Raw genomic sequence first — 25,092 nt, forward strand, 5'->3', positions numbered from 1 at the left:
GGGCGATAGTCGCGCCATGGCCAAACCGCGAAATCCTGCCCTGCCCGCGATGATGCACCGCTTTGCGCAGACGCGCGCTTTTCTTCTCCAGGACCGTGTTCCATGTGTTCCATCCTGTATGCCATGCCGAGGGAGTATCCGACTTTGACCGAGCAGCGCGAACCGACCCGTGAAGGCGTGCTGGCAGCTGCCCGCTCCATCGCCGCAATCCTGCCGCCGGCGCCGCTGCTGCCGGTCGAGATCGCGGGCGTGATGGCCCATGTGAAGGCGGAGAGCCTGCAACCCGTCGGCGCCTTCAAGATCAGGGGCGGCTGGTGGCGCCTGTCCAACCTGACCGAGGAAGAGCGGGCGCGCGGCGTGGTCGCCGTGTCGTCCGGCAATCATGCGCAGGGGGTTGCCTGGGCGGCGCGCCGGCTGGGCATCGCCGCGACCATCGTCATGCCGCGCAATGCGCCCCGGGTGAAGCTGGAAGCCACCCGCGCGCTGGGGGCCGAGATCGTGCTCTATGAACGCCCCGGCGAAGACCGCGACGAAGTGGCCGCCAAGCTCGTGGCGGAACGCGGAAGCGTGCTGGTCCACGCTTTCGGCGATCCGTGGGTGATCGAGGGCCAGGGCAGCGCGGGCGTGGAGATCGAGGCGCAACTCGGCCATGCGCCTTCGCGGCTGGTCGTGTGCTGTGGCGGCGGCGGCCTTGCAGCAGGGCTCGCTCTCGCCTGCCCGGAAAGCGCGATCCACGTGGTCGAGCCCGAAGGCTGGGACATGGTCGGCCGCTCGCTGGCAGCAGGCGAGATCGTGCGGGCCGGCCCGAACCCGCCCTCAACCATCTGCGACGCGCTGCAGCCCGATGCGACCAAACCGATCAACCTCGCCGTGCTGCAAGGCCGCGCAGAGCCCGGTGTTGCCGTCACCGACGAGGAAGTGCGGGCAGCCCAGCGCTTCGCCTTTGCCAAGCTCAACCTCGTGGTCGAACCGGGCGGCGCGGCAGCGCTGGCGGCGGCGCTGGCGGGCAAGGTGCCGGTGGACGCAGACACGGTCATCATGGTGACGGGCGGCAATACCGATGCGGCCAGCTTTGCCGCCACGATAGGTGGCGATTGACAACCGGCAGCAGGCAAAGCACCTCTGCCGGCCTTACAGGGAGGGAGTTTCACTGATGCAGACTCAAATGCTCGCACCGGCTGCGGTGCTCGTCATATGGTCGCTGGCCATGCTGTTCTGGACGGCGTTCACGCGCTTTCCCGCCATGAAGAAGAGCGGGATGGACCTCGCCAACGCCAAGCCGGGCGGCCGCGGGCAGGATCTCGAAGGGGTCGTTCCGGACAAGGTCCAGTGGAAATCGCACAACTATGCCCACCTCATGGAACAGCCGACGCTGTTCTATGCCGTCACCATGATCATCGCGCTGATGGGAGCGGCCGCCGGTGACGTAACTGCGGCGTGGATCTACGTGGGCCTCAGGGTCATCCACTCGGTCTGGCAGGCAACCGTCAACGTGGTGTCGGTGCGCTTCATGCTGTTCATCGCATCGACGCTGGCGCTGCTCTACCTCGCCTATCGCGCGCTTGCGCTCACCCTCTTCGCCTGATCGGGAGAAGCATGATGGATATCGCCCATTCGCCCATCCTCCAGCCCGTCGTGATCCTGCTTGCCTGGACCATGGTAATGTGGATCTGGATGTACGCCACCCGCATTCCGGCGATGAGCCGCAATCCCAAGCTCGACCCGGTGAATATGGTCGGCTCCACCGGCGCGGGATTGCGCGCCGAACTGCCGGACAAGGTCAACTGGAAGGCCGATAACTACAACCACCTGCACGAAGCGCCGACCGTGTTCTACGCAGTCGCGCTGGTGCTGGCGATCACCGGCTGGGGTATCGGGATGAACGCGCTGCTGGCGTGGATCTACGTCGGCCTGCGCATCATCCATTCACTCGTGCAGGCGACGAGCAACAGGGTGCTGGTACGCTTCGTGCTGTTCGCCCTGTCGAGCGTGGTGCTGATGGCACTGATCTTCCACGCCGCGATCGTGACGTTCGACATCCACTTCTGACGCCGGAAAGCGAGGCGGCGGGGATTACTCCGCCGCTTCGCGCTCCGCGACTTCCAGCGTGGCAAGGTAGCGTTCCGCATCGAGCGCCGCCATGCAGCCAGTTCCGGCCGCGGTCACCGCCTGCCGATAGGTGTGGTCCATGACGTCGCCGGCCGCAAAGACGCCGGGGATCGAAGTCTTGGGCGTGCCCGGCTCGACGACAAGATAGCCGCTGTCGTCCATCGGCAGCTTGCCCTTGAACAGTTCGGTCGCCGGCGCATGGCCGATGGCGACAAAGGCCCCGTCACAGGAGAAGTTGCTGTCTTCGCCCGTCACCGTATCGCGGAGCCGCAGGTGCGACAGAGCGCCGTTCTCGCCTGCCTCGAAGCTCTCGACCGTCTTGTTCCACAGGACCGAGATCTTGGGGTGGTTGAGCAGGCGGTCCTGCAGGATCTTCTCCGCCCGCAGCTCGTCGCGGCGGTGGATCAGCGTCACGTCGTCGGAATGGTTGGTAAGGTAGAGCGCTTCCTCGACCGCGGTGTTGCCGCCGCCGATCACCGCGACCTTCTTGCCACGGTAGAAGAACCCGTCGCAGGTCGCGCAGGCCGATACGCCCTTGCCGCCCAGTTCCATCTCGCCAGGCGCGCCGAGCCACTTGGCCTGTGCCCCGGTAGCGATGACCAGCACGTCGCCAATGTATTCGTCGCCGCTGTCACCGATCGCGCGGAAGGGCGAACCATTGGCAAGATCCACCTCGACGATCGTATCCCACATCATGCGCGTGCCGACATGTTCGGCCTGCGCTTTCATCTCTTCCATGAGCCAGGGGCCCTGGATGACGTCGCGGAAGCCGGGATAGTTTTCGACATCGGTGGTGATCGTCAGCTGGCCGCCGGGCTGGAGACCCTGCACCACGATCGGTTCCATCATCGCGCGTGCGCCGTAAATGGCGGCGGAATAGCCGGCAGGGCCGGAGCCGATGATAAGCATCTTGGTGCGGTGGGTAGCCATGGTTCAGTCTCTGGTTGGTCTGGGTAGAAATCGAAAGCGCTATATGGGGAGTGATGACCCCGGAGTCACGCCAGGTAGGCGCTGCGCAGTCTTTCACGCACAGGCTCATCCACACCTAAGACGCCAGTGATGAAGGCATCGAGTGAGCCATGGTCCGCCTCGACCTCGCGCCAGAAGGTGTGAAGGTAGTCCTCATGCACCCCGAGCAGCGCCTTGACCGCTGCATCGTCGAGCTTGCGGCCAAGCCTTTCCTCGATACCCGGCACGGACTGGGCGGCGAGCACGTCCATGCTCGGCGCTTCGTTGGTGCGCAGGAATTCGGCCATCTGCCGGTCCCTGTCGACCCCGAGGATATGCAGGAGAAGCATCGCCGCCACGCCCGTGCGATCCTTGCCCGCGAAGCAATGCACGAGGCTTGCTCCTTCCCGTTCTGCCAAAATGCGCAGGTAACGGCCGAACATGTCGATCATGGCAGGGTTGCGCGGCATGCGCGTGTAGACCGCCATCATCCGCTGGCGGGCGAATTCGGCCGTGGTCGTGTGTTCGTCGACATCCATGTGCGGCGGGCTCGAGCTAGTCTCGCCCTCGTAGAAAAGCACCTCGCCGTCGAAGCCTTCCACCCGGCGGCAGGGATGGCGTTGACGCTCGCTCTCGCCGCGAAGGTCGATAACGGTGCGGATATGGAGGTCGGCAATGGCCCGAAGGTCGGCATCGCTCGCATCCACGTGTTGGCCCGAACGCCACAGCAGTCCGCTCTTCACCCGCGCACCCTCGCCGGTCTCCCACCCCCCGTAGTCGCGGAAGTTGTGAATGCCGTCGGTGCTGATGAAGGGATCGCGAATCATGCCGGCGGGTGTGGCAGGCGCAGGCGCCCCCCGCAATGCACGCCTAATGGCAAACGCGTAAGGGCGCGGAAGGGATGGTTTGGGGCTTGCAGGGCTATCGCGTCAGCGGACCGGGAACAGGGAAGCTGGAGAATTTTGAATGGCGCGCATCCTGATAGTGGACGACGACGAAATCGTGGCCGACATGGCGAGCAAGCTCTTGTTCGATGCAGGCCATGTCTGCGGCTGGGTTGCCGATGGCGAACGCGCGCTCGAAATCCTCAGGTGGCGCAGGCCCGACCTGCTGCTGCTCGACCATGATATGCCCGGCCTTACCGGTGCACAGGTCCTGCGCTCGCTGCGCAGTTCGGCGGAGACCTACGACCTCCCCGTGATCATGTTTACCGGCCTGACCGGGGCGGAGGACGAACAGCACGCCTATTACAACGGCGCGCAGGCCTTCATTCGCAAACCCTTCAACGCGAAGATGCTGCTGCACGAGGTCAACCTCGTCCTCAAGGCGCGGGCCGAGCGGCCGCAGCATCGCTCGCTCAGCGAACATCTCGAACAGGCAGCAGGTCGCTGGCGGGACTCGCCCGAAAAGCGGATTATGCTCTAGCGCGCGCCTGCCGCGTCGAGATCGCGCAGGAAGTTCTCCGTCCAGGACTGGACGTTGTCGTGGCGCACCGTGCCGATCAACTTCTCATACCGCTCCCGGCGCTCCCCCAAGGGCATATCGAGCGCGATGCGGATCGCGTGTGACAAATCATCCGGGCTGTGCGGATTGACGAGGACGGCGTCACCCAACTGGGCGGCCGCCCCGGCAAAACGCGAAAGGATCAGGACGCCCGGATCCTCGGAATCCTGAGCGGCGAGATATTCCTTGGCCACCAGGTTCATCCCGTCACGCAAGGGGGTGACGAGTCCGATCTTCGATGCCCGGAAGAAACCGAACAGTTCCGCATGGCTGTAGCCGCGGTTCACGTAGCGCACCGGGACGAGGTCGACTTCGCTGCGAGCGCCGTTGATCTGGCCGGCCTTGCGTTCGAGCAGGGCGCGGATTTCCTTGTAGCTCTCGACGTCCTCGCGGCTGGGTGGCGCCACCTGTACAAAAACAAGATCGCGCACCCGGTCGGGATGCCGGTCGAAGAAGCGCGAGATTCCGTCAAGCCTTTCGGGTAGCCCCTTGGAATAATCCAGCCGGTCGACGCCGATCATGGCGGTGCGGTGGCGTGTCGAACTCATCAGGCGCTGCTGCGCCTGGCGCGCCTCACCCGTTTCACCAAGAGCGCTGAAGTGATCCCAGTCGATACCGATGGGATAGGCCCGCGCCACAGCCGTGCGGCCCTCGAGGGTCACCGCACCGCTGTCGTCGTCGACCTCTGCCCCGAGCTCGGTGCGGCAATAATGCAGGAAGCTTTCGAGCCATTCCTTGGTCTGGAAACCGAGCAGGTCGTAGTGCAGCATCGTGCGCACCAGCCGCTCGTGAAAGGGCAGAGACACGAACAGCCGGGTCGGCGGCCAAGGAATATGAAGGAAGAAGCCGATCCGGTTCTTCAAGCCCCGCGCACGCAGGCGCTCGCCGAGCGGGATGAGGTGGTAGTCGTGGATCCAGACCACATCCTCCGGCTCCACCAGCGGTTCCAGCATTTGCGCGAAGCGTTCGTTGACGCGCTCGTACCCCTTGCCCGTCTCGCGCTCGTATTCGGCAAGGTCCAGGCGATAATGGAACAGCGGCCAGAGCGTCGAATTCGCATAGCCATTGTAGTATTCGTCGACATCGCGTTTCGACAGGTCGATTGTGGCGGTGGTGACCCCGTCGGTGGTCTGGGTGGAGATTTCGCCCGTCTGCTGTTCGACTTCCTGTCCGCTCCAGCCGAACCAGACGCCGCTGCGCTTCTTCAGAGCCGCATTTAAAGCCCCAGCCAGACCGCCTTGCGCCCCTGCCGCCCCGCGAGCCTTGGGGACAGCCACGCGGTTCGACACCACCACCAGACGCGAAGTCTCGCTCACGTCATCTCACCTCGCTCCAGGATTTGGACAGCAGGCCTGCCGAATTGATAATACCGACCAGCGAGTAGGTCTGGGGGAAATTGCCCCAGAGTTCGCCCGTCTCGTAGTCGAGATCCTCGCTCAGCAGGCCCGAGCGGGTCGTGTGGCTCAGCATGGCGCAGAACAATTGCCGTGCTTCCTGGCTGCGGCCGGTCAGGTAGAGAGCCTCGATCAGCCAGAAAGTGCACACGTTGAACGCCGTTTCTGGCGCCCCGAAATCGTCTTCCGCAGCATAGCGCAGCATGTGGTCGCCACGCCGCAGGTCCCGTTCGACCGCGGCGAAGGTCTTCAGGAACCGCTCGTCGTCGGGCTTCAGATATCGCAATTCGACCATCTGGAGCAGGCTTGCATCGAGATAGTCGCTTTCGAAGCTGGCGCCGTAGTGCTGGCCTTCCTCGCTCCAGGCGTTGGCCTCGATCTTGGCGCGAATGGCCTCCGCGCGCTCTTTCCACAAGGCGGCGCGGTCGTCCTTGCCCAGCTGCAAGGCCACGTTGGCAAGCCGGTCGCAGGCAGCCCAGCACATGACCGCAGAATAGGTGTGCACCTCTTGCCGGGTCCGGAATTCCCACAGGCCGGCATCCGGCTTGTCGTGCTTGGCCCAAGCCGCCTCGCCCACCTCTTCGAGGTGTTCGAAGTCGGTTTCGTCCGCCATGCGCAGCAATCGCGTATCGAAGAAGGCCTGCGCGGTCGGCATGACGATCTGGCCATAGCAGTCGTACTGGACCTGCTTGTAGGCCGCATTGCCCACTCGCACGGGCCCCATGCCGCGGTACCCCTTGAGGTGCGGCGCGAAGCTTTCGTGCAGTTCCGCCTCGCCCATGACCGAGTAGAGCGGCTGGATCTGTCCGCCGCGCGCCTGGTCGATGATGTTGCGCAGGTAGGCGAGATACTTCTCGAGCACATCGAGCGCGCCCAGGCGGTTCAATGCCTGCACGGTGTAATAGCTGTCGCGGATCCAGCAGTACCGGTAGTCCCAGTTGCGCTCACTGCCGGGCGCTTCGGGCACCGAGGTGGTCAGCGCGGCCACGATCGCGCCGGTTTCCTCGTGCTGGCACAGCTTGAGCGTGATGGCAGAGCGGATGACCTCTTCCTGCCATTCGAGCGGTATGTGCAGTCCGCGGACCCAATGTTGCCAGTACTTGCGGGTATTGGCCTCCATTCGCCGCAATTCGCTTCGGAGGTTGCCCACGAACGGCTCGTCCGGGCCAAGGAAGAAATGCTGGTCGCTTTCCACGCGATAGCTTCGCCCCTCGAGCACGTAGCCGACCGGTGCATCGGTCGAGAGGCGCAGCGTTTCATCGCCGATGCGATAGCGTACGTGATTGGTGCCGTTGGTCGTCGTCGCCTCGCCAGCCCCGTAGCCATGCATCGGGGTCAGCCTGACACGGACCCGCGGTGCGCCGGCGGCGGGCCGGATAATGCGAATGAACGCCACGGGGCGGTACATCCGGCCCGAACCTTCGAAACGCGGGGCAAAATCGGTGATTTCCAGCGCGCTGCCATCCTCGGCCTCCAGCCGGGTCACGAGGATCGGCGTGTTGCGCACGTAATGCTGGGTGGCGGAAACCTGCCCTTCCAGTTCGAACCGCCAGACGCCCTGATCCTGCCGGTCGCCGTTGAGGAGTGCGCAAAAGGCCGGATCGCCATCGACCCGCGGGATGCATCCCCAGACGAAACCGCCCGTCTCGTCGACGAGGGCGCTGACTTGGCAATTGCCGATGGGCGACAGTTCGAGCGAGCTTCCTATTTCCACAACTCCAGCCACTGGTGGACAGCAGTCACGCTGCCCAGGTGATAGCGTGCATTCTTGCTGGCCCGTTCGCCTACCGCAATGCCGAACCCTCCGCATTCGATTGCGGCGGCCATCCCGTCCTCGTCGGTCACATCATCTCCAATGAAGATGGGGCATGCTCCTGCAAAAGTCGCTTCGGTAAGGAAGGCGCGTACAGCCCCTCCCTTGTTTGCCCCGGGCCGTACCAGTTCGGCTATGGCCTTGCCGGTCGTGACTTCGAGTTCGAACTGCGCAGCGACATGCCGCGCGAAATCCAGAACCGCCTCACCCATCTCTGGTTTCCGCCGGAAATGGAGTGCGCCGCCATGGCTCTTCTCTTCGTAGAGAAGTTCGTGAGCTGCAGCGAAGGAGCGGAGCTGCGCCACCGCACCCGGCGGAAGCCCTTCCGGCTCGGGTCCGACATGCGAACCGTCCGCCCGCCGCCGTGCCACTCCGTGGGACCCCGCGCGATACAGGCGCACATCGCCCAGATGGCGCTCGAGATCGTCCAGCGCACGCCCGGAAACCAGCGCCAGCCTCCCCTCCAGCCGGTCGCGCAGGTCGTGGAGCGAGCTAACCAGCGTTCCCGGTATGTGGATCAGGCCCGGCTCTGGGGCCAGTTCTACCAGCGTACCATCGAAATCGAGAAAGAGTGCCGCAGGGGCCTGCACCAGCAGGTCCGCAAGGGGCGGCGGGGATGGAAGCGAGGATTGGCTGGCCATCGCCACCCGACTTAGCGGCTGGCGCGCCCGGGTCAAATGCTCACTGCTGCGTATCGGCCTTGGCAGGCGACAGGATGAGGTTGCCATTCTCCACCCGCCAGCCCTTGAGGCGCGACAGGAAGTTCATACCCAGCACGTTGGTCCGGCCAAGATTGGGTGCGATGACCGCGTCGAGCCCTTCGGCGCGGATATTCCCGAATGACAGGCTGGGGACAGTGGTCAGTTCTGCGGTCACTGTGCCGTTGGCGGTGCCGAGCATAACGGGCAGTCCGCCCGGCCGAGGCTGAAGGCCCGCAGCTTCGGCAGACTCGGTCGAGAACGCCGTCAGCGTTGCTCCGGTGTCCACCATCAGCCGGGTCGGCACCCCGTTCACTTCGGCGCTGAGCCAGAAATGGCCGTCCGGCGCCATGGGGATGACCGTTTCCGCCCCGACGATGCTCTGCTCGGGCAATCCGATTTCGGTCATCGTGTCGAGGCGGGGATCGAAGCGGGCGATTTGCAGAAATACGGTTACGAGGATGCCGACAAGCGCCAGCGTGCTGAGCGTGCGCACGGCGCGCCCACCAGCTACTTCCCGCCGGAGCATGGCCGATCCGATCCAGCCGAGTAGCAGGGCCGCGACCGTGGCCACGAGGAGGCCCGAGCGCGGAATCGCCCTGATAAGCTCAGCACCTGCGTCGATAATTGCCTGTGGCTCCATGGCTCTGTCCTAGCGCAGAATTGCTTGCGCCGCGATGACTGTCACGGGGCTTCGCGCTGCTCGCTCGCCTGGGCCAGGGTTACCGAAAAACGGCCTTCTTCGTCGCTCCAGTGCTGGAGCGGGGTCCAGCCGCCTGCGAGCAGCATGAGGTTGCCGCTCCGCCGAGTGAACTTGTGGCTGTTCTCCGTGTGGATGGTTTCGCCCTTCTCCATCGTGAACTTCTCGCCGGACACGGAAAACACGATGTCTTTCGTCGCCTCGAGATGCATCTCGATGCGAGCAAAATCATCGTTCCAGATGGCGCGGTGGGCCAGGTCGCCGGTCGGAATAGTCCCGTCGAGTTCGCGATTGATACGCTCGGCAAGGTTGAGGTTGAAGCGGGCTGTCACGCCCTTCGCGTCGTCATAGGCCGCCTCGAGCACCGCCTGGTCTTTTACCAGGTCCATCCCGATCAGCAGCATTGGCCGTTCGCCCCGGCTGCCACGAAGTGTCGCACGCATTGAACGCAGGAGATCGACCGCCGTACGCGGCACCATGTTTCCGATCGTGGAACCCGGAAAGAAACCGAGCTTCTTGAGCGGCGCGATGGCATCGGGCAGCTCCACCTCGCGCATGAAATCCGCTTCGACCGGATGGACCGGCAATCCCGGAAACTTGCGCGCGAGGGCAGCAGAGGAAGAGCGCAGGAAATCGCCCGATATGTCTAGCGGGACATAGGCGCCCGGCTCGATTGCCGACAGCAGCAACGGTGTCTTCACCGAACTTCCCGATCCGAACTCGACTACCGCCCTTCCCGGCCCGATCAGGCGACGGAAGTCTGCGCTATGGTTGCGCAGAATCTCCGTTTCCGCGCGGGTGGGGTAATATTCCTCCAGCCGCGTTATTTCCTCGAACAGGGCAGAGCCCGCATCGTCATAGAACCAACGTGCGGGAACCGCTTTCTGGCTTTGGCGCAGGCCGTTCAGAACGTCGGCGCGGAACGCGCGGTCGACGCCATCTTCGTCCAGGTCAACGAGAGCGATCCCTTGTGTCGGCGTCATATGTCCCTCGCGAGCCTGAGGCCGGTGAACTGCCAGCGCTGGTGCGGATAGAAGAAATTGCGATAACTCGCCCGCGAATGGCCGCGCACGGTCGCACAACTGGCGCCCTTGAGGACGAACTGCCCGCTCATGAACTTGCCATTGTATTCGCCCACTGCCCCCGACGCCGGCTGGAAGCGCGGATAGGGAAGGTAGGCTGAACGGGTGAACTGCCAGCAATCGCCGAACAGGCCGGTATTACCGCGCGGTTGCGGAGGCGCAGCGGCATCGAGCTGGTTACCACCTGCCGGGTCATGCGCCGGCTCCTCCCCTTCCTGGCCTCGGGCGATGGCTTCCCATTCGAACTCGGTCGGCAAACGGTTACCGGCCCAGGTCGCAAAGGCATCGGCCTCGAAATAGGAGATATGGGAGACAGGCGCGGCAGGATCGCGATCCTGCCAGCCACAGTGCGTGAAATGCCGGTCGTCGGACCAGTACAGCGGCGCGGCGATGCCGTTCTCGCGCACCCAGGCCCAACCGTCCGACAGCCACAGGCTTGCCGTGCGGTAGCCGCGGTCTTCCATGAAATGGGCCCATTCGCGGTTCGTCACCAGGTGCGCTGACAATTCGAACGGTTGAAGCAGTACGCGGTGCGCGGGCCCTTCGTTGTCGAATGCGAAGCCATCTTCCTGGAAGCCGATCCGCGCGACACCGCCCGGATGGGAATGCCATCCATCCTCGACCTTTGTCGCCCCCTGAACTGGTTCGGACCACATCGCCGGGCCCAGCGGGTTCTTGAAGAAAGCGTGCTTGATGTCGGTCAGCAGCAATTCCTGGTGCTGCTGCTCATGCGCGATGCCCAGTTCGATGAGGGGGGCCAGCTCTTCGCGGCCGAAAAGCGGCTCCATCGCCTCGTCCACAATGGCCCGCCATTCGACAACTTGTGCCAGCGTTGGCCGAGACAGCATGCCTCGCGAAAAGCGGCTTATCCGGTCGCCTTCGGCTTCGTAATAGGAGTTGAAAATGAAGGGCCAACTCTCGTCGAACAGGCGGTAGCCGTCGAGGTGGTCGCGCAGGAGAAAGGTTTCCCAGAACCATGTTGTGTGCGCCAGATGCCACTTTGCCGGAGAGGCATCCTCCATCGACTGCAAAGTGGCGTCGGCTTCGGACAGTGGCGCCACCAGCGCTTCGCTCAGCCTGCGGGTTTCCGCAAAGCGGGCGGCGAGCGCGGACGGGTCGCGCGCGATACTGGCAGCATGGGACGGAATCTGGCCCCTCCCTCCATCAGATCGGATGCCGGAAATCGGCAGATGAAGGCACCATGACGCATTTCGATGACAGTTTAAAGGGTTAGTCCCGATAAACGCCCTCGCAGCCAACCTATGATAACTTATGGGCTTTCAAGCTGCACGGGCGACCTGGTTACGGCCTGCGCGCTTCGCCCCGTAGAGGGCCGCGTCGGCCCGGGCGAAAAGAGAGAGAGCGCCCTCGCCCGCTTCGTGGGTGGCGTGGCCCGCACTGATGGTTACGTCGGGGATGGGCTGCGAATGGGTCCCCGCCTCGACGGCCCAGCGCAGGCGTTCGGCTGCATCGAGCGCTTCCCTTTCGTCGCAATCGGACAGCAGCCACAGGAACTCCTCTCCGCCGATCCGGCCGACAAAATCCCCGTCCCGCGCATGGCGCAGCGCGATCTGGGCTACCCTGACAAGCACCTTGTCACCAACTGCATGGCCATTCTGGTCATTGACCTCCTTGAAGTGATCGATATCGAACATGATGATCGAGAACGGCTTGCCCGATCTCTCCGCCCCCAGGATCGAGCGGTCGAGCGCCGCCATGATCGCCCTCCTGCTTGCCAGCCCGGTGAGCGCATCGGTATCGGCTTCGCGCCGGGCGACTTCCGCAAGCCGCAAGGCGCGTGCCTTTTCTTCCTCGACCTGCTGCACGAACGCGTAATCCTCGGTGGCATCGCGTATGACCATCAGGATGCGTTCAAGCCCTCCTTCCGGAGAATACACATTGCGCGCGCGGGCTCTCAATATCCGAGCTTCGCCGTCGGGCCGCAGCAGTTCGAACTCGGCTGCATAAGGCTCCCGATCGGTAGCGTGCGCGGCCAGCGTGACTTCCAGCTGGACCATTCCGTCAGGCATCAGGCGCGCGAGTAGCTCGTCGTTCGGTGCTGCATCCGTGTGCAACCCCGCGATCTGGCACATTTCCTGCGACCAGAGATGCCTACGTTCAGGCCATTCGATGCACCAGCGTCCGATTCCGGCGAGACCCTCGACAGCCTCCAGCTGCCGGACGTCACGTTCGAGTGAACGGTTGCGGCGGTCGAGCTGGCATGTGCGGCGCAAGTGCCTCGCAACCAGCAATCCCATGCCGCAGCATGCCACGATGGTCCCTGCAGGCGCGGAACGCAGAAATAATGCCAGAGCCAGAAGTACGGTGGTCCAACCGACAACGAGCAGGGCCGTGTCGGTGCGAGAGGCAATTGGTGTTTCAAGTGATCGGGTGGTCCGTGCCATGGCATGATGCATGGCACGGGCCCCGATAATGGTGGGCGAAGCGTGGCTAGGTAAGAATACCTAGACCCAAAGCCTCAAGCAGCGTCGGCTTTCAGTTGGTCCTGTTCCGCGTTGAGCGTTTCGGCGATCAAGAACGCCAGCTCCAGCGACTGGGCAGCGTTGAGGCGCGGATCGCAATGCGTGTGATACCGGTCCTTCAGCGCCTCGTCCGTGATGGCGATGGCCCCGCCCACGCACTCGGTCACGTCCTGGCCGGTCATCTCGACATGGATGCCGCCGGGATGCGTACCTTCGGCGCGGTGGACGGCGAAGAAGCCCTTCACTTCGGTGAGGATGTGATCGAACGGCCGCGTCTTGTAGCCGCTGTCCGACTTCACGACGTTACCGTGCATCGGGTCGCAACTCCACACGACCGGATGGCCTTCTGCCTTCACCGCGCGGACGAGGCGCGGCAGGCCGTCTTCCACCTTGTCGTGGCCGAAGCGGCTGATCAGCGTGATCCGCCCGGGCTCGCGCGCAGGGTTGAGAGTGTCGAGCAGGCGCAGCATCGTATCGGTTTCGAGGCTGGGTCCGCACTTCATGCCGAGCGGATTGCCGATGCCGCGCGCGAATTCGACGTGGGCGCTGCCTTCGAAACGCGTGCGATCGCCGATCCAGACCATGTGTGCGCTGGTGTCGTACCAATCGCCCGTCAGGCTGTCGCGACGAGTCAGTGCCTGCTCGTAGGGGAGCAGCAGCGCCTCGTGACTGGTGTAGAAGCTGGTGCCCTGCAATTGCGGGACGGTTGCGGGATCGATCCCGCAGGCCTCCATGAAGTCGAGCGCTTCGCCGATCCGGTCGGCAAGGTCGGCGAATTTGTCGGCCCATGGGCTACGGCCCATGAAGTCGAGCGTCCACTGGTGGACCTGCCGCAGGTTCGCATATCCACCACCGGCAAAAGCGCGCAGCAGGTTGAGCGTGGACGAGGCCTGGAAATAGGCGCGAACCATGCGCTGCGGGTCGTTCGTCCGGCTGGCAGGATCGAAATCGATACCGTTGATATTGTCGCCGAAGTAGCTCGGCAGGGTCATATCGCCCTGCGTCTCCGTGTCGGAGCTACGCGGCTTGGCGAACTGGCCTGCCATGCGTCCGACCTTCACGACCGGCTTCTTGCTGGCAAAGGTCATGACGACCGCCATCTGCAGCAGCACGCGGAAGGTGTCGCGGATGTTATTCGGGTGGAATTCCGCAAAGCTTTCGGCACAGTCGCCGCCCTGCAACAGGAAGGCCTTGCCTTCGGCCACTTCGGCGAGATCTGCCTTCAGTGCACGCGCCTCGCCGGCGAAGACCAGCGGCGGGTGGCTCGACAGAGCAGTCGTCGCTTCCTCCAGCGCGGCGGGGTCTTCGTAGCGCGGCAGGTGCCGTGCTTCGAACGCCTGCCAGCTATCGGGTGCCCATTCGCGTGCCATTACTCATCCATTCTTCGTTACTTGCGGCCGGTGACAGAGCCGTATCGGCCCTTTTCGCGCAAGCAGCATAAACTTGGCCAGCGCAAAAGCGCGATTGCCGTGATCGGTCCCTAGCGGCCGGTGACAGTCGTCATGGCGGAGGCCGTCGCCAGCTCCTGGCCCTGCGGAATGACGGCCATGCGCCAGCCGGAAGTGCCACCGAAATACTCCTGCGCCAGCGCCAGCATGATATCCGGGCTGGTCTGAGAGTAATCGTTCAGGAACCCGCGCAGTGCCTGCATTCGCCGGGGATCGACCGTGGAATTCTCCAGCTCCAGCAGGAAGAAGTAGTTCCCGCTTGAAATCCGCTCGTAATAGTTGCGCAGCGGTTCGGTCGCTTCGGCCAGTTCGGCCACCGTCGGCGGGGTCTGGGTGAGCTCGCGCGCGATGCGGTCGGTTTCCGCGAAGAAAGCCGGCACGTCGCCAGGACGCAGCTGGGCCAGCGCGGTGATCGTCCCGCCGCTTTCCACATCGGTCGGCCAGTCGAGCCGCACGACCGGAGCATAGCTAGCGCCCGCCCGCTCGCGCATGGCATCGCGAAGACGATTGTTGAAGACCTCCGTCAGGATCGAAAGTTGGCGGGACTTGCGGATTTCACCCGGCCCGGCACCTGCCGGCCACGCCATCACGGCCGCCGCCTGGTCGGCTTCGCCCTGGTGGTAGCGCACCTGCGTCGCGCCCGGCTGGGCGAAACCGATTTCGCGGGCCAGTGCTGTCGCGGGGATCGCTTCACGAGGCGGCAGCGCACCGAAGGTCCGGCGCAGCGTCTCGACCGCTTCTTCCTTGTCGTAGTCGCCGAAGATCAGCACCTCGACCGGCCCTTGCCCCAAGGCCTTCGTCCAGCCCTCGCGGAACTGGTCGAGCGTCACGCCTTCGAGCATGTCCGGCGTGGGCGTGAGGAATCGGCGGTCCTGCCCGTAGAGATAATATTCGAGGTCGCGGTTTATGACGCCTGCAGGGTTCGATTCATAGCTCTGGTAAGCGAGCCTTCCGGCGGCCTTGGCCCGTGCCAGCGGTGCCGCATCCCAGCGCGGCATGCCGAGCTTTGCAGCAAAAAGGTAAAGCTGGTCGGCAAGGTCCTGCTTGCGGGTCTGGGCCGCGAAAGTGAACGCGCCTTCACCGATGCCGAATTCGAACCCTAGCTTGCGGCCCGTCGCGAGCCGGTCGAGATCTTCCTGGTCCAGTTCGCCGAGGCCGGACTGGATGAGAGCGCCTTCGCCCAGCTGGATCAGGGCTGCATCCTCGGGACCGAAGGCGCGAAGCCCTGCGCCGAAGCGGACCTTCACCGCGATGCGTCCGGGCTCGTTGTCATTGGCCAGCAGGAGCGCCTTCACGCCATTGGCGAACTCGACCCGCTCGACATCGCCCAGCGTGTGCGGTGCCCGCGCGACGATAGTCCCCGGCTCGCCCACGGGCGGCAGGTCGTCGAAGGAGATGGACTGCGCGGCCAGCCGCGCATCGCCTGCGCTTTCGACGGGCTTGGACAGTGCCGCCACTACGCCTGCCTTGCTGGCTTCGTTGGCATCGGGCGTGATGTAGGTGGCGCGGATGACATCGCCATCGAAGAGCTTACGGGTCGCTTCCAGCACGTTCGCGGGGTCCGACTTACGGCGCATCGAATTGAAAACCATCAGGAAGGTTTCGGGCGCGGCAATCGCTTCGCGAATATCGACCGCGTTCACGAGGTCGTCAGCATAGCCCGATCCCGCGAGCACCGAGCGCTGTTCGACGAGGTTGGCGTAGCCGACCTCCATCTCGTCGAGTTCGCGCTCCATCTCCTCGCGCGTCGGCGGGTTGGCGAGCGCATCCGCGATGACCGAGCGCACATCCGCAAGGGCAGCCTCCCAGTCCTCCGTCAGCGGCGCGAACTGGACCAACGTGGCATGGGTTGACCGGCTGATCTTCGCTTCGCTGGCCTGCGCGTAGAGGAAGCTGCCACCCGCACGCGCGCGCGCTTCAAGACGGCGATTGATAAGCTGGAGGGCAAGCTGCTCGCGCAGGCGCCCCTCGTTGTAAACGATGGTGTCCTGCACCTGCCGCCACGGTCGGAAATAGCCGTAGGTGAAGGCACGCGGCAGGGTCGGTTCGACGATGACCGCAACTTCGCCGACCGGGTTTTCTGCATCCGCGCCAGCTGGCGCGACGGGATCGCCGAAATCAGGGGCAGGTGCCGCCTTGCCGGTCGCTTTCCAGTCGCCGAAATACTTCTCGATCAGCGAGGCGAACAGGACAGGGTCGAGATCGCCGACGACCGAGATCACGGTGTTTTCCGGTCGATACCAGCGGTCGTAGAACGCCTTGACCGATTTGCCATTGGCAGCCTTCAGGCTTTCCTCGGTCCCGATCGTCAGGCGTTCCGCCAGGCGCTGGCCGGCGAACAACGTCTTCATCGAGGTCTCGGACACACGCTCGCCCACGCCGCCGCGCTCGCGCTTCTCGGCAAGGACGATCGGCACTTCTGTACGGACATTTCCGTCTGACAGGACCGGTGCTCGCACCATGCCTGACAGCAGTTTCATGCTCTCGTCGAGCTTGGCTGGATCGATGTTCGGCAGGTCGAGCTTGTAGACCGTGTGCGTCGGGCTGGTTTCGGCATTGGTGTCGCTGCCGAATGTCGCACCGAGCCGCTGCCATGTCGGGATCGCCTCGGAAATGCCGAGATACTTGCTCTCGCGAAACAGGAGGTGTTCGAGCAGGTGGGCATAGCCCAGTTCGCTGTCCTCCTCGTGGAGGGAGCCCGCATCGATGCGGACACGGATGGACACCTGGCCGGGCGGCACTCCGTTCTCGCGCACGCCATACCGAAGCCCGTTATCAAGCTCGCCGAACAGCCATTCCTTGTCGCGTGGAACGTCGCTGCCTTCGTAGATCCACGGCACCTCTCCTTCGGCCTGCAGCGAGGCGGGCCTAGGCGCATCCTGCGCCACCAGCGGCTGGGCGGCGAGAAACGCGAGGGGAAGGACGAGCGCGAAACGCCCGGCGGCGCGCGGGAAATCGGTCATGCCGGGCATATAGGGGGCGTCGAAGTGAAGGACCAGTGAACACCGGCATTTTCGCAGCTTCGCTTGCCGTTGGCCCCTCGGCCTCCTACATCGCGGCCATGTTCATAGAGACCGAAACGACTCCCAATCCGTCCAGCCTGAAGTTCCTTCCGGGCGAGGCTGTCATGGGACAAGGCACCCGCGAATTCGCCACTCCCGAAGCAGCCGAGGCGAGTCCTCTGGCCCAGGCTATCTTCGACACCGGCGAGGTCACCAACGTCTTCTTCGGAAGCGACTTCGTGACCGTGACCGCTGCTCCGGGTTCGAGCTGGACCGATCTCAAGCCGCAGGTGCTTTCCATCCTGCTCGATCATTTCGTCTCGCAGGCCCCGCTTTTCGCGCCGGGCAGCGCGGGCGGGATCAGCGTTCCTGCCGAGGACGCGGACCTTATGGTCGAGGAACGTGCCGAAGATGCAGACATCGTCGCGCAGATCAACGAACTGCTCGAAACCCGCGTGCGTCCGGCGGTTGCCGGTGACGGCGGGGACATCCAGTATCGCGGCTATCGAGACGGCGTGGTCTATCTCCAGATGCAGGGAGCCTGTTCGGGATGCCCGTCGTCTTCGGCGACGCTCAAGCACGGTATCGAAGGCCTGCTGAAACATTACGTGCCCGAAGTGGTTGAAGTCCGCGCCGCCTGACCTGTTCCCGTTTCCTGACGCGAGTTCCCTTCATGACCACACAGTTCCATGACACCGTCCTCGGCGCCGACGCGCTCGACCAGCTTTTCCGCGAAGCCCGCAGCTACAATGGCTGGCTGCCCAAGGATGTTTCGGACGACCAGATCCGCTCGATCTACGAACTGCTGAAGATGGCGCCGACGTCTGCGAACATGCAGCCGGGCCGCTTCGTCTGGGTGAAGTCGGACGAGGCCAAGCAGAAGCTCGCGGCCTGCGTCTCGGAAGGCAATGAAGCCAAGGTGCTGGCCGCCCCCGTCACGGTGATCATCGGCTACGACATCGACTTCCACGAAGAATTGCCTTGGCTATTCCCGCACACCGACGCGAAAAGCTGGTTCGAAGGTGACGAAAAGGGCCGCGAACAGGGTGCATTCCGCAATTCCTCGCTGCAGGGCGCTTACCTCATGCTGGCCGCACGGGCCGTCGGGCTCGACTGCGGTCCCATGTCGGGTTTCGACAATGCGGCGGTGGACAAGGCGTTCTTCAGCGACAACCCGCGCCACAAGAGCAATTTCATCTGCAGCATCGGCTATGGCGACCGCACGACGATCTTCGATCGCAGCCCGCGCCCCGATTTCGGCAAGTTCAATACCATCGCCTGACTTGAAGCGAACCGCAGGCTGAGGCAGGGCGCACGGCATGCGGATGCTGGCAATCGAAACTGCGACCGAAGCCTGTTCGGTAGCCCTGTTCGAGGACGGGGACGTCATCGGCTCGTTCCACGAGACGATCGGGCGCGGCCATGCCGAACGGCTGGTGCCGATGATTGCAGACTTGCCCGGCAAGGGCCGCGCGGACGAAATCCGCGTCTCGCTGGGTCCCGGGAGCTTCACGGGCGTCCGCATCGGGCTTGCCACTGCGCGCGCACTTGGCGTTGCATGGGGGGTGCCCGTTCGCGGGTATCCGACGCTGGCGCTGGTCGCCGCGATCGCCCAGGCCGAAAATGCCGGGCCCGTGACGGTCTGCATGAACGGCGGGCATGGCGAGTGGTTCTTGCAGGAATTCGCAGCTGATGGCCTGCCGGAAACGAAAGTCCGCTCGCTCGTCCCGGAGGAGGCAAGGCTGGCGGCCCGCCATCCGGTTGTTGCAGGCAATCGCGCGGCGCAGCTGTCCGAAGGACTGGATAGCCCCCGTCGCGCTCTCGATATCCTGCCCGATGCAAGCGGGGTCGCCTCGCTGGGCGAACGCCTGCTGACGGACCAGCTTTCCCCGATCTACGGCCGGCCGCCGGACGCGAAGCTTCCCGGCGCATGAACGACATCGACAAGCTGATGGCCGTGATGGAGAGCGCCTTCGATCCCTATTGGCGCGAGGCGTGGACGCGCCGGCAAGTAGAGGATTCGCTTTCCCTTTCTTCGGGCTTCATGTTGCTGGCCGATCAAAACGGCGAGGCACCAAGTGAAGCGGCAGATGCAGCCGGATTTGTTCTTGCCCGCAAGGTATTGGACGAAGTCGAACTTCTGTTGATCGGAGTATCACCTGACATGCGCAGTCGGGGTATCGGCCGCCTGTTGCTCGACCGGTTCTTCGAAGCATCCCGAAAGGCCGGAGCCGCCCGGGTTTTCCTAGAAATGCGCGCGAACAATGAGGCCGAAAGGGTCTACCTGGCCGCCGGATTCGAACCGATCGGTCGGCGCAGGGACTATTACCGCACGCTTGATGGCACCCCCATCGACGCAGTCACATTCGCCAAGTCATTGTAATTTCATAGCCCAAGTAACGTCCAGTTGTATGGACGCGACAAAATTGTCGGTTTTATACAATCTCATGTAGACAGTCCGTAATGGTCGGCGTATCCCATAGAAAAGGGAGAAAGATGACTATGGACCACTTCGAAACCGATATGGCCGAAACGTTGATTACGCTTACCTCGGATATCGTTGCCGCGCATGTGAGTAATAACAGCGTAGCCGTCGACGATGTCCCGGCCCTGATTTCGAATGTCTATGCAGCGCTCGCCGGCCTCGATGGCACTTCGATCACCGAAGAAGCGCGTCCCGATCCTGCCGTTTCTGTCCGCGCGTCGGTCAAGAAAGACCACGTTGTCTGCCTCGACTGCGGCAAGAAGATGAAAATGCTCAAACGGCACCTTTCCACCGAACACGGCATGACCCCTGACGAATATCGTCAGCGCTGGGACTTGCCCGGTGACTATCCGATGGTCGCCCCCGACTATGCGGATACGCGCCGTGACTTGGCGAAGAAGATCGGCCTCGGTCGCAAGCCCGGCCAGAAGCGCGGACGCAAGAAAGCGGCGTAATCCGCATCCCTCGCTTGAGAACAGCGCCCCGGCCCGATAAGGGTGCGGGGCGTTTTTCATTGGGGAGCCCCTTTGCACCAGAAGATCGATCTCGAACAGCTTTGCGCTGACAAGGGCCTGCGCATCACCGAACAACGGCGCGTCATCGCCAAGGTGCTGTCGGAAAGCGACGACCATCCCGATGTGGAAATGCTCCACGAACGGGCGAACAAGATCGATCCCGGCATCTCGATCGCGACCGTTTACCGCACGGTCCGGCTATTCGAGGAAGCGGGCATCCTGGACCGCCACGATTTCGGCGATGGCCGCGCCCGCTACGAGGCCGCACCCGAAGCGCATCACGATCACCTGATCGATGTCGAAAGCGGCAAGGTCGTGGAATTCGTCGACCCGGAACTCGAAGCCCTGCAGAAGCAGATCGCCGAAAAGCTGGGCTACCGCCTCGTCGACCATCGCATGGAACTCTATGGCGTCCGCCTCGACCGCGAAAGCTGAGCGTCGCCTCGCGCGCTACACGGAGAAAAGGCTGGCCGCAGCGCGGGGCGAGAAAGTCCCGCTGACGATTGCCGGTTGGGTGCGCTTCATTGCACGCACCATCGCCATTGTCCTGCTGCTGTTGCTGTTCGTGCCGCTGCACTATGCCTTCCGCATCCTGGCATACGGCTCGCCCTTCCCCATGCTGTTTCTGCGCTACACTGCCAGGGTCGTTGGCGCGCGGGTCGAAATCGTAGGCACTCCGCTGCGGCGGGACGTCTTCTTCATCGCCAACCACGTATCGTGGATCGACATCCTCGCCATGGCGGGCGCGAGCGGGACGGCCTTCGTGGCCAAGTGGGAACTGAGCCAGGTCCCGGTCATCGGATGGCTGTGCAGCCTCAACCGGACCGTTTTCGTCAAGCGCGAGAACCGGATGGGCGTGGCCGAACAGATCAATGCCCTCAAGGAAGCGCTGGCCGACAACTGGTCGGTCACGGTCTTTCCTGAAGGCACGGTAACCGACGGACACTCCCTCCTTCCGTTCAAGTCCAGCATGATTTCTGTGCTGGAGCCGCCGCCGCCCGGCGTCCTCGTGCAACCTGCAGTGGTCGATTATGGCGAGAATTCGGAGGAGATTGCCTGGATCGGTGACGAGACGGGCCTCCACAACGCCATGCGCATCATGGCGCGTCGCGGAACCTTCAAGCTGCGCATCCACTATCTCGAGCCGTTCAGCCCCGAGGAATTCCACGGGCGCAAGGCGATTGCCGCCAAGTCGAGAGCCGAGATTGTCGAGCGGTTGGAGGCGAACCTCGGGAAGCCTCTGCGAGACTACCAGCACGTGGTCGACGCCGTGCGCTACAAGCCGCCGGCGAGCGAAACCGAGAGCTAGAGAGCGGCGTTCACCAGCCAGTCGTGGAACAATCGCACTGGCCGTTCCTCGAGCGCGGTCGGCTTGCACACGAACCAGTAGCTGTAGGGGCTTTCGACCTCGACCCCGTACAGGTCGGTCAGCCTTGTGTCGGCAGCACGGCGCAGGTGGTCGTCATGCATGATGGCGATACCGAGGCCCTGTGCGGCGGCTTCCAGCATCAGCTGACCGGAATCGAAGTGGTCGATTGCTGCAGGTTCAAGCTCGCGCAGGCCCAGCTCGTCCTTCCAGGCGACGAAGCTTTCGGGAAGGCCGTTGTGGATGAGAAATGTCTGGCGCGAGAGCGCCTCGATATCCGGTTTGTCGCCCAGCTTCTCAGCCAGTTCCTTGCTCGCGATGGCGTGGACCATGTTGTAGTCCAGCCGCACCGCGTGCAGGCCGCTTGCGGGCCCTCGCGACAGGATGATGGCTGCATCCAGCGTATCGCCTACCCTGTCTTCGAGATGCGGGCCGGTATCGATATCGATGTGCAACAAGGGATGTCGCGCCCGCAGTTCCGCCAAACGCGGGAACAGGCGCTGAGAGCCGAACAGCGGCAACACACCAAGGTGAAGCCGCAGCACCGACAAGTTCTCCGACTGGCTTTCGACCGCACGGGCCAGAGCTTCGAGCTGGGGATGCACCGCTTCGTAGAAGGCGTGGCCGTCATCGGTCAGCTGCATCGACTGCCGCGCACGGGTGAACAGCTTCTTCCCTACGAAGTCTTCCAGATTGCCGATGCGCCGCGAAAGCGCGGACGGGCTCAGACCGAGTTCGTCCGCTGCCGCACGCGCAGAGCCCAGTCGGACGGTGCGGACGAAGGCCTCGAGGGCGCGCAGCGGGGGAAGTCGGCGGACAGCCATGATGCAACGGACCTATTGCGCACGCGCACCCGTGTCGAGCGCGAATGTGCGATTCCACGCAACAGTCGTATCAGTCGGACGCTTTTTCCTCGCTGGCCGGTTCGTGCAGGCGCATGCGGGTCACATGGGTTTCGTCGCCATCGAGGATTTCGATCCGCCAGCCGCTGGGATGCTCGAGAACCTTGCCGACCGGCGGCACCTGTTCCGCCAGGACGAAAGCCAGCCCGCCCAGCGTATCGACCGCTTCCTCGACCTCGGCAAGACGCGGATCGACCTTCTCGGCAACATCGTCGAGTTCCGCACGCGCGTCGCAGTCCCACATGCCTTCGCCGATCGACACGATCCATTCCTCGGGCGCATCGTCGTGCTCGTCTTCGATATCGCCGACGATTTCCTCGACCAGATCCTCGATGGTGATGAGACCGTCCGTGCCGGAAAACTCGTCGATGACCACCGCCAGATGCATTCGCTGCGAGCGCATGTCGGCAAGGACGTCCAACGCGTTACGCGTCTGCGGCACATAGAGCGGCTGGCGCATCAGCACCGTCCAGTCGGCCGGCGGCGCCTTCTTTTCCGCGAGGAAAGGAAAGACATCCTTGATGTGAATCATGCCGATCACATCGTCGAGCTGGCCGCGGTAGACCGGCATGCGCGAATGGCCGTGTTCGGAAAATTGTGAGACCAGTTCGTCCCAGCTGGCATCGGCCGACACGGCGATAATCTCACCGCGCGGGATTGCCACGTCGTCGGCATCGTGTTCGGAGAAATGCAGCAGGTTGCGCAGCATCTGGCGTTCGACCGGCGAAAGATCGCCCTTGGCCGGTTCGCCTTCGGCCCCGTCCCCGTTTTCGCCCTCGTGTTCGTCGATAGCCTCTTCGAGCTGCGCGCGGAGGGACCGCTCGCCGCTTTCGGGGTCGAACAATTTGCGAATTGCGGGCCACAGCCCGCTGCTACTCTCCGCGTCTCCGGCGGGGGTGGAAGAATTGGCCATGGGCCGGGTGCGTGCTCCTATTTGTCGCGGTCCCCATATGGGTCCGCAATACCCAGTTTTGCAAGCGCTTCGATCTCGAGTTTTTCCATTGCCTCGGCCTGCTCGTCGGAATCGACGTGATCATGACCGGCAAGGTGCAGCAAGCCGTGCACGATAAGATGGGCCGCGTGGTCGGCCAGAGCGATGCCCTTTTCCGCCGCTTCCCGCTCGCAGGTACCGTAAGCGAGTGCCAGGTCGCCGAGCATTTCAGGGGGACCGTCGTGCGCAAGTGCCAGCAGATCCTCGCGCTCCAGCATGGGGAAGGAGAGCACGTTGGTCGGCTTGTCCTTGCCGCGCCATTCGCGATTGAGTTCGTGAACCTCTTCATCGCTGGTGAACAGCAGCGAGGCGGTCAGGCGCGGATTTGCGAGGCCCGGCTCAACATGCGCGGCGACTTCCAGCACCCTGCCGGCAAGCGCTTCCCAATCGCCTTCGGGCCAACCGTCGATGTCGATGTCCAGATTCACCCAATTCAATCCCTGCCCGAAACGCGGGTCCACGTAAGCAGCAATAGGTCCCTGCGATTTGCGTTGGCTAGGCTGTTGGCCCCTCGTAAGCCTCCACGATCCGCCCCACGATCGGGTGGCGAACTACGTCGGCCGCGGTAAAGCGGATCGTGCCGAAGCCTTCCACGCCTTCCAGCTTCTCGACCGCATCGGCAAGGCCGCTCATGCGGTCGCCGCCGGGGATGTCGACCTGGCGCGGGTCACCGCAGACCACCATTCGGCTGTTCTGGCCGAAGCGGGTGAGGAACATCTTCATCTGCTCGCGCGTGGTGTTCTGCGCCTCGTCGAGGATAACGAAGGCATCGGCCAGCGTGCGTCCGCGCATGAAGGCGATGGGCGCAATCTCGATCTCGCCACTGGCGAGGCGCCGTTCGACCTGTTCGGGCGGCATGCAGTCGTACAGCGCGTCGTAGAGCGGACGCAGGTAGGGATCGACCTTGTCCTTCATGTCGCCGGGAAGGAAGCCGAGTTTCTCGCCCGCTTCCACCGCGGGACGGCTGAGGATCAGGCGCTGGACGCTGCCGGTAATCAGCTGCGCCACCGCCTGCGCCACGGCGAGATAGGTCTTGCCGGTCCCCGCCGGACCCAGCGCGAAGATGATGTCGTCGCGCACAAGGCTGCGCATGTAGGTCGCCTGCATGGCGCTGCGCGGCACGATGGTCTTGCGCCGCGTGCGGATCATGATCGGCGGACCTTCCGGCTTGCCGTCCATGATGCCGTCGAGCGTGGGTTCGTTCGACATGGCGATCAGCGATTCGATCGCGCCCTGGTCGAGATCCTGGCCCATGGCGAGCCGGTCGTACATTTCATTGAGGACATCGCGGGCCCGGGCCACGCTGTCTTCCGGCCCTTCGATATGGAGGGCATTGCCCCTCGCCGCGATAAATACGCCGAGCCGGTTTTCGACCTGGACGATGTTCGCATCGAACTGTCCGAACAGCGCACCCAGCAGGCTCTGGTTGTCGAAGGTCAGGTCGAGCTGGGCGCGGCGTATTTCACGCTGCGGACTGGGCGGCGGAGTGAAAGCCTGAGGGGCCTTCGATGCGGGTTTGCGAGCCATGCGCTCCTTTCGTTTCCGATTCGGAATCTAGGCCTTGTCCCCCGCCGCGCAAGAGCACCGCGATTATCGCGGTGGAAAGTCATGCAGTTGCAAGAATGGAACTTGCGCGGCATCCTGTCCGGACCA

26 protein-coding genes are annotated in these 25,092 nt (G+C 63.8%); 11 read left to right on the forward strand and 15 right to left on the reverse strand.

The features are described from left to right. Positions 1–102: 102 nt before the first annotated feature. Genes LC083_RS01840 through LC083_RS01850 form a run of 3 tightly spaced genes read left to right on the forward strand, consistent with a single transcriptional unit; the run spans position 103 to position 2,049 of the window. Entirely contained in the window at positions 103–1,098 is a 996-nt protein-coding gene (locus LC083_RS01840) for a threonine/serine dehydratase (RefSeq protein WP_226698950.1), read from the forward strand. Positions 1,099–1,153: 55 nt separating this feature from the next. Continuing rightward, on the forward strand, positions 1,154–1,585 hold the full coding sequence (locus LC083_RS01845; RefSeq protein ID WP_226698951.1) for an MAPEG family protein: 432 nt from the start codon (positions 1,154–1,156) through the stop codon (positions 1,583–1,585). An 11-nt stretch (positions 1,586–1,596) separates the two neighbouring features. Beyond that, positions 1,597–2,049, forward strand: coding sequence for an MAPEG family protein (locus LC083_RS01850; protein WP_226698952.1), 453 nt, complete (start codon positions 1,597–1,599; stop codon positions 2,047–2,049). Positions 2,050–2,073: 24 nt separating this feature from the next. On the opposite strand, the gene trxB is transcribed toward LC083_RS01850, so the two are convergent. Both trxB and LC083_RS01860 read right to left on the reverse strand, forming a co-directional pair. Continuing rightward, a complete protein-coding gene (trxB, locus tag LC083_RS01855; protein WP_226698953.1) occupies positions 2,074–3,039 on the reverse strand; it encodes a thioredoxin-disulfide reductase in 966 nt (321 codons plus the stop codon). 65 nt (positions 3,040–3,104) lie between these two features. Continuing rightward, complete coding sequence (locus LC083_RS01860) at positions 3,105–3,884, reverse strand: tyrosine-protein phosphatase (protein ID WP_226698954.1); 780 nt, start codon at positions 3,882–3,884, stop codon at positions 3,105–3,107. 139 nt (positions 3,885–4,023) lie between these two features. On the opposite strand from LC083_RS01860, the gene LC083_RS01865 reads away from it, so the two are divergent. After that, positions 4,024–4,482: a response regulator gene (locus LC083_RS01865; protein ID WP_226698955.1), complete on the forward strand. Its 459-nt coding sequence runs from the start codon at positions 4,024–4,026 to the stop codon at positions 4,480–4,482. On the opposite strand, the gene LC083_RS01870 is transcribed toward LC083_RS01865, so the two are convergent. From LC083_RS01870 to LC083_RS01910, 9 genes are all read right to left on the reverse strand, one after another. Continuing rightward, the gene (locus LC083_RS01870; RefSeq protein ID WP_226698956.1) at positions 4,479–5,876 is read right to left on the reverse strand and encodes an alpha,alpha-trehalose-phosphate synthase (UDP-forming); all 1,398 of its coding nucleotides are present in this window, start codon (positions 5,874–5,876) and stop codon (positions 4,479–4,481) included. The genes LC083_RS01865 and LC083_RS01870 overlap by 4 nt on opposite strands. Position 5,877: 1 nt before the next feature. Next, the gene (locus LC083_RS01875) at positions 5,878–7,680 is read right to left on the reverse strand and encodes a glycoside hydrolase family 15 protein (protein WP_226698957.1); all 1,803 of its coding nucleotides are present in this window, start codon (positions 7,678–7,680) and stop codon (positions 5,878–5,880) included. Continuing rightward, positions 7,659–8,408, reverse strand: coding sequence for a trehalose-phosphatase (gene otsB / locus LC083_RS01880; protein ID WP_226698958.1), 750 nt, complete (start codon positions 8,406–8,408; stop codon positions 7,659–7,661). The genes LC083_RS01875 and otsB overlap by 22 nt, the downstream gene beginning before the upstream one ends. 40 nt (positions 8,409–8,448) lie before the next feature. Further along, positions 8,449–9,108 carry a TIGR02281 family clan AA aspartic protease gene (locus tag LC083_RS01885; RefSeq protein ID WP_226698959.1) on the reverse strand — a complete coding sequence of 220 codons (660 nt, stop codon included), beginning with the start codon at positions 9,106–9,108 and terminating at the stop codon, positions 8,449–8,451. 41 nt (positions 9,109–9,149) lie between these two features. Then, positions 9,150–10,148 carry an L-histidine N(alpha)-methyltransferase gene (gene egtD, locus LC083_RS01890; RefSeq protein ID WP_226698960.1) on the reverse strand — a complete coding sequence of 333 codons (999 nt, stop codon included), beginning with the start codon at positions 10,146–10,148 and terminating at the stop codon, positions 9,150–9,152. Next, positions 10,145–11,374 carry an ergothioneine biosynthesis protein EgtB gene (gene egtB, locus LC083_RS01895; RefSeq protein WP_226699999.1) on the reverse strand — a complete coding sequence of 410 codons (1,230 nt, stop codon included), beginning with the start codon at positions 11,372–11,374 and terminating at the stop codon, positions 10,145–10,147. Before egtB ends, egtD begins: the two co-directional genes overlap by 4 nt. Positions 11,375–11,527: 153 nt before the next feature. Continuing rightward, entirely contained in the window at positions 11,528–12,652 is a 1,125-nt protein-coding gene (locus tag LC083_RS01900) for a sensor domain-containing diguanylate cyclase (RefSeq protein ID WP_226698961.1), read from the reverse strand. A gap of 74 nt (positions 12,653–12,726) precedes the next feature. Beyond that, positions 12,727–14,100 carry a class II 3-deoxy-7-phosphoheptulonate synthase gene (locus LC083_RS01905; protein ID WP_226698962.1) on the reverse strand — a complete coding sequence of 458 codons (1,374 nt, stop codon included), beginning with the start codon at positions 14,098–14,100 and terminating at the stop codon, positions 12,727–12,729. Between the two features lie 110 nt (positions 14,101–14,210). Beyond that, positions 14,211–17,141 carry a M16 family metallopeptidase gene (locus LC083_RS01910; RefSeq protein ID WP_226698963.1) on the reverse strand — a complete coding sequence of 977 codons (2,931 nt, stop codon included), beginning with the start codon at positions 17,139–17,141 and terminating at the stop codon, positions 14,211–14,213. Positions 17,142–17,239: 98 nt separating this feature from the next. Between LC083_RS01910 and LC083_RS01915 the strand changes: the two genes are divergently transcribed. The 7 genes from LC083_RS01915 (at position 17,240) to LC083_RS01945 (ending at position 21,489) form a co-directional block, all read left to right on the forward strand. Continuing rightward, the gene (locus tag LC083_RS01915; protein WP_160609115.1) at positions 17,240–17,821 is read left to right on the forward strand and encodes a NifU family protein; all 582 of its coding nucleotides are present in this window, start codon (positions 17,240–17,242) and stop codon (positions 17,819–17,821) included. A 32-nt stretch (positions 17,822–17,853) separates the two neighbouring features. Then, on the forward strand, positions 17,854–18,462 hold the full coding sequence (locus LC083_RS01920; protein WP_226698964.1) for a malonic semialdehyde reductase: 609 nt from the start codon (positions 17,854–17,856) through the stop codon (positions 18,460–18,462). Between the two features lie 37 nt (positions 18,463–18,499). Further along, entirely contained in the window at positions 18,500–19,114 is a 615-nt protein-coding gene (gene tsaB, locus LC083_RS01925; protein WP_226698965.1) for a tRNA (adenosine(37)-N6)-threonylcarbamoyltransferase complex dimerization subunit type 1 TsaB, read from the forward strand. Beyond that, positions 19,111–19,563: a GNAT family N-acetyltransferase gene (locus LC083_RS01930; protein WP_226698966.1), complete on the forward strand. Its 453-nt coding sequence runs from the start codon at positions 19,111–19,113 to the stop codon at positions 19,561–19,563. The genes tsaB and LC083_RS01930 overlap by 4 nt, the downstream gene beginning before the upstream one ends. Before the next feature lie 119 nt (positions 19,564–19,682). Beyond that, positions 19,683–20,120 carry a MucR family transcriptional regulator gene (locus LC083_RS01935; protein ID WP_222554078.1) on the forward strand — a complete coding sequence of 146 codons (438 nt, stop codon included), beginning with the start codon at positions 19,683–19,685 and terminating at the stop codon, positions 20,118–20,120. A 72-nt stretch (positions 20,121–20,192) separates the two neighbouring features. After that, complete coding sequence (locus tag LC083_RS01940) at positions 20,193–20,615, forward strand: Fur family transcriptional regulator (protein ID WP_090482542.1); 423 nt, start codon at positions 20,193–20,195, stop codon at positions 20,613–20,615. Further along, a complete protein-coding gene (locus LC083_RS01945; RefSeq protein ID WP_160607574.1) occupies positions 20,587–21,489 on the forward strand; it encodes a lysophospholipid acyltransferase family protein in 903 nt (300 codons plus the stop codon). The genes LC083_RS01940 and LC083_RS01945 overlap by 29 nt, the downstream gene beginning before the upstream one ends. Here the strand turns inward: LC083_RS01945 and LC083_RS01950 are convergent. From LC083_RS01950 to LC083_RS01965, 4 genes are all read right to left on the reverse strand, one after another. Beyond that, positions 21,486–22,370, reverse strand: coding sequence for a LysR substrate-binding domain-containing protein (locus LC083_RS01950; protein WP_224830827.1), 885 nt, complete (start codon positions 22,368–22,370; stop codon positions 21,486–21,488). The two genes, LC083_RS01945 and LC083_RS01950, sit on opposite strands and share 4 nt — an antisense overlap. 70 nt (positions 22,371–22,440) lie before the next feature. Next, positions 22,441–23,361 (reverse strand): hemolysin family protein, encoded by a 921-nt coding sequence (locus LC083_RS01955; protein ID WP_226698967.1) that lies wholly within the window; start codon positions 23,359–23,361, stop codon positions 22,441–22,443. 17 nt (positions 23,362–23,378) lie between these two features. After that, complete coding sequence (ybeY, locus tag LC083_RS01960) at positions 23,379–23,867, reverse strand: rRNA maturation RNase YbeY (protein ID WP_226698968.1); 489 nt, start codon at positions 23,865–23,867, stop codon at positions 23,379–23,381. A gap of 67 nt (positions 23,868–23,934) precedes the next feature. Next, the gene (locus LC083_RS01965; RefSeq protein ID WP_224830830.1) at positions 23,935–24,966 is read right to left on the reverse strand and encodes a PhoH family protein; all 1,032 of its coding nucleotides are present in this window, start codon (positions 24,964–24,966) and stop codon (positions 23,935–23,937) included. Positions 24,967–25,092: the final 126 nt, after the last annotated feature.

The organism is Qipengyuania gaetbuli (assembly GCF_020524765.1).
Classification (GTDB): domain Bacteria; phylum Pseudomonadota; class Alphaproteobacteria; order Sphingomonadales; family Sphingomonadaceae; genus Qipengyuania; species Qipengyuania gaetbuli_A.

Excerpts from the sequence above, each read along its gene's own strand:
- LC083_RS01840 (WP_226698950.1), top strand. The coding sequence starts at position 103 with ATGTGTTCCATCCTGTATGCCATGCCGAGGGAGTATCCGACTTTGACC.
- LC083_RS01845 (WP_226698951.1), top strand. The coding sequence starts at position 1,154 with ATGCAGACTCAAATGCTCGCACCGGCTGCGGTGCTCGTCATATGGTCG.
- LC083_RS01850 (WP_226698952.1), top strand. The coding sequence starts at position 1,597 with ATGATGGATATCGCCCATTCGCCCATCCTCCAGCCCGTCGTGATCCTG.
- trxB (WP_226698953.1), bottom strand. The coding sequence starts at position 3,039 with ATGGCTACCCACCGCACCAAGATGCTTATCATCGGCTCCGGCCCTGCC.
- LC083_RS01860 (WP_226698954.1), bottom strand. The coding sequence starts at position 3,884 with ATGATTCGCGATCCCTTCATCAGCACCGACGGCATTCACAACTTCCGC.
- LC083_RS01865 (WP_226698955.1), top strand. The coding sequence starts at position 4,024 with ATGGCGCGCATCCTGATAGTGGACGACGACGAAATCGTGGCCGACATG.
- otsB (WP_226698958.1), bottom strand. The coding sequence starts at position 8,408 with ATGGCCAGCCAATCCTCGCTTCCATCCCCGCCGCCCCTTGCGGACCTG.
- LC083_RS01885 (WP_226698959.1), bottom strand. The coding sequence starts at position 9,108 with ATGGAGCCACAGGCAATTATCGACGCAGGTGCTGAGCTTATCAGGGCG.
- egtD (WP_226698960.1), bottom strand. The coding sequence starts at position 10,148 with ATGACGCCGACACAAGGGATCGCTCTCGTTGACCTGGACGAAGATGGC.
- LC083_RS01900 (WP_226698961.1), bottom strand. The coding sequence starts at position 12,652 with ATGGCACGGACCACCCGATCACTTGAAACACCAATTGCCTCTCGCACC.
- LC083_RS01905 (WP_226698962.1), bottom strand. The coding sequence starts at position 14,100 with ATGGCACGCGAATGGGCACCCGATAGCTGGCAGGCGTTCGAAGCACGG.
- LC083_RS01910 (WP_226698963.1), bottom strand. The coding sequence starts at position 17,141 with ATGACCGATTTCCCGCGCGCCGCCGGGCGTTTCGCGCTCGTCCTTCCC.
- LC083_RS01915 (WP_160609115.1), top strand. The coding sequence starts at position 17,240 with ATGTTCATAGAGACCGAAACGACTCCCAATCCGTCCAGCCTGAAGTTC.
- LC083_RS01920 (WP_226698964.1), top strand. The coding sequence starts at position 17,854 with ATGACCACACAGTTCCATGACACCGTCCTCGGCGCCGACGCGCTCGAC.
- tsaB (WP_226698965.1), top strand. The coding sequence starts at position 18,500 with ATGCGGATGCTGGCAATCGAAACTGCGACCGAAGCCTGTTCGGTAGCC.
- LC083_RS01930 (WP_226698966.1), top strand. The coding sequence starts at position 19,111 with ATGAACGACATCGACAAGCTGATGGCCGTGATGGAGAGCGCCTTCGAT.
- LC083_RS01935 (WP_222554078.1), top strand. The coding sequence starts at position 19,683 with ATGGACCACTTCGAAACCGATATGGCCGAAACGTTGATTACGCTTACC.
- LC083_RS01945 (WP_160607574.1), top strand. The coding sequence starts at position 20,587 with ATGGCGTCCGCCTCGACCGCGAAAGCTGAGCGTCGCCTCGCGCGCTAC.
- LC083_RS01950 (WP_224830827.1), bottom strand. The coding sequence starts at position 22,370 with ATGGCTGTCCGCCGACTTCCCCCGCTGCGCGCCCTCGAGGCCTTCGTC.
- LC083_RS01955 (WP_226698967.1), bottom strand. The coding sequence starts at position 23,361 with ATGGCCAATTCTTCCACCCCCGCCGGAGACGCGGAGAGTAGCAGCGGG.
- LC083_RS01965 (WP_224830830.1), bottom strand. The coding sequence starts at position 24,966 with ATGGCTCGCAAACCCGCATCGAAGGCCCCTCAGGCTTTCACTCCGCCG.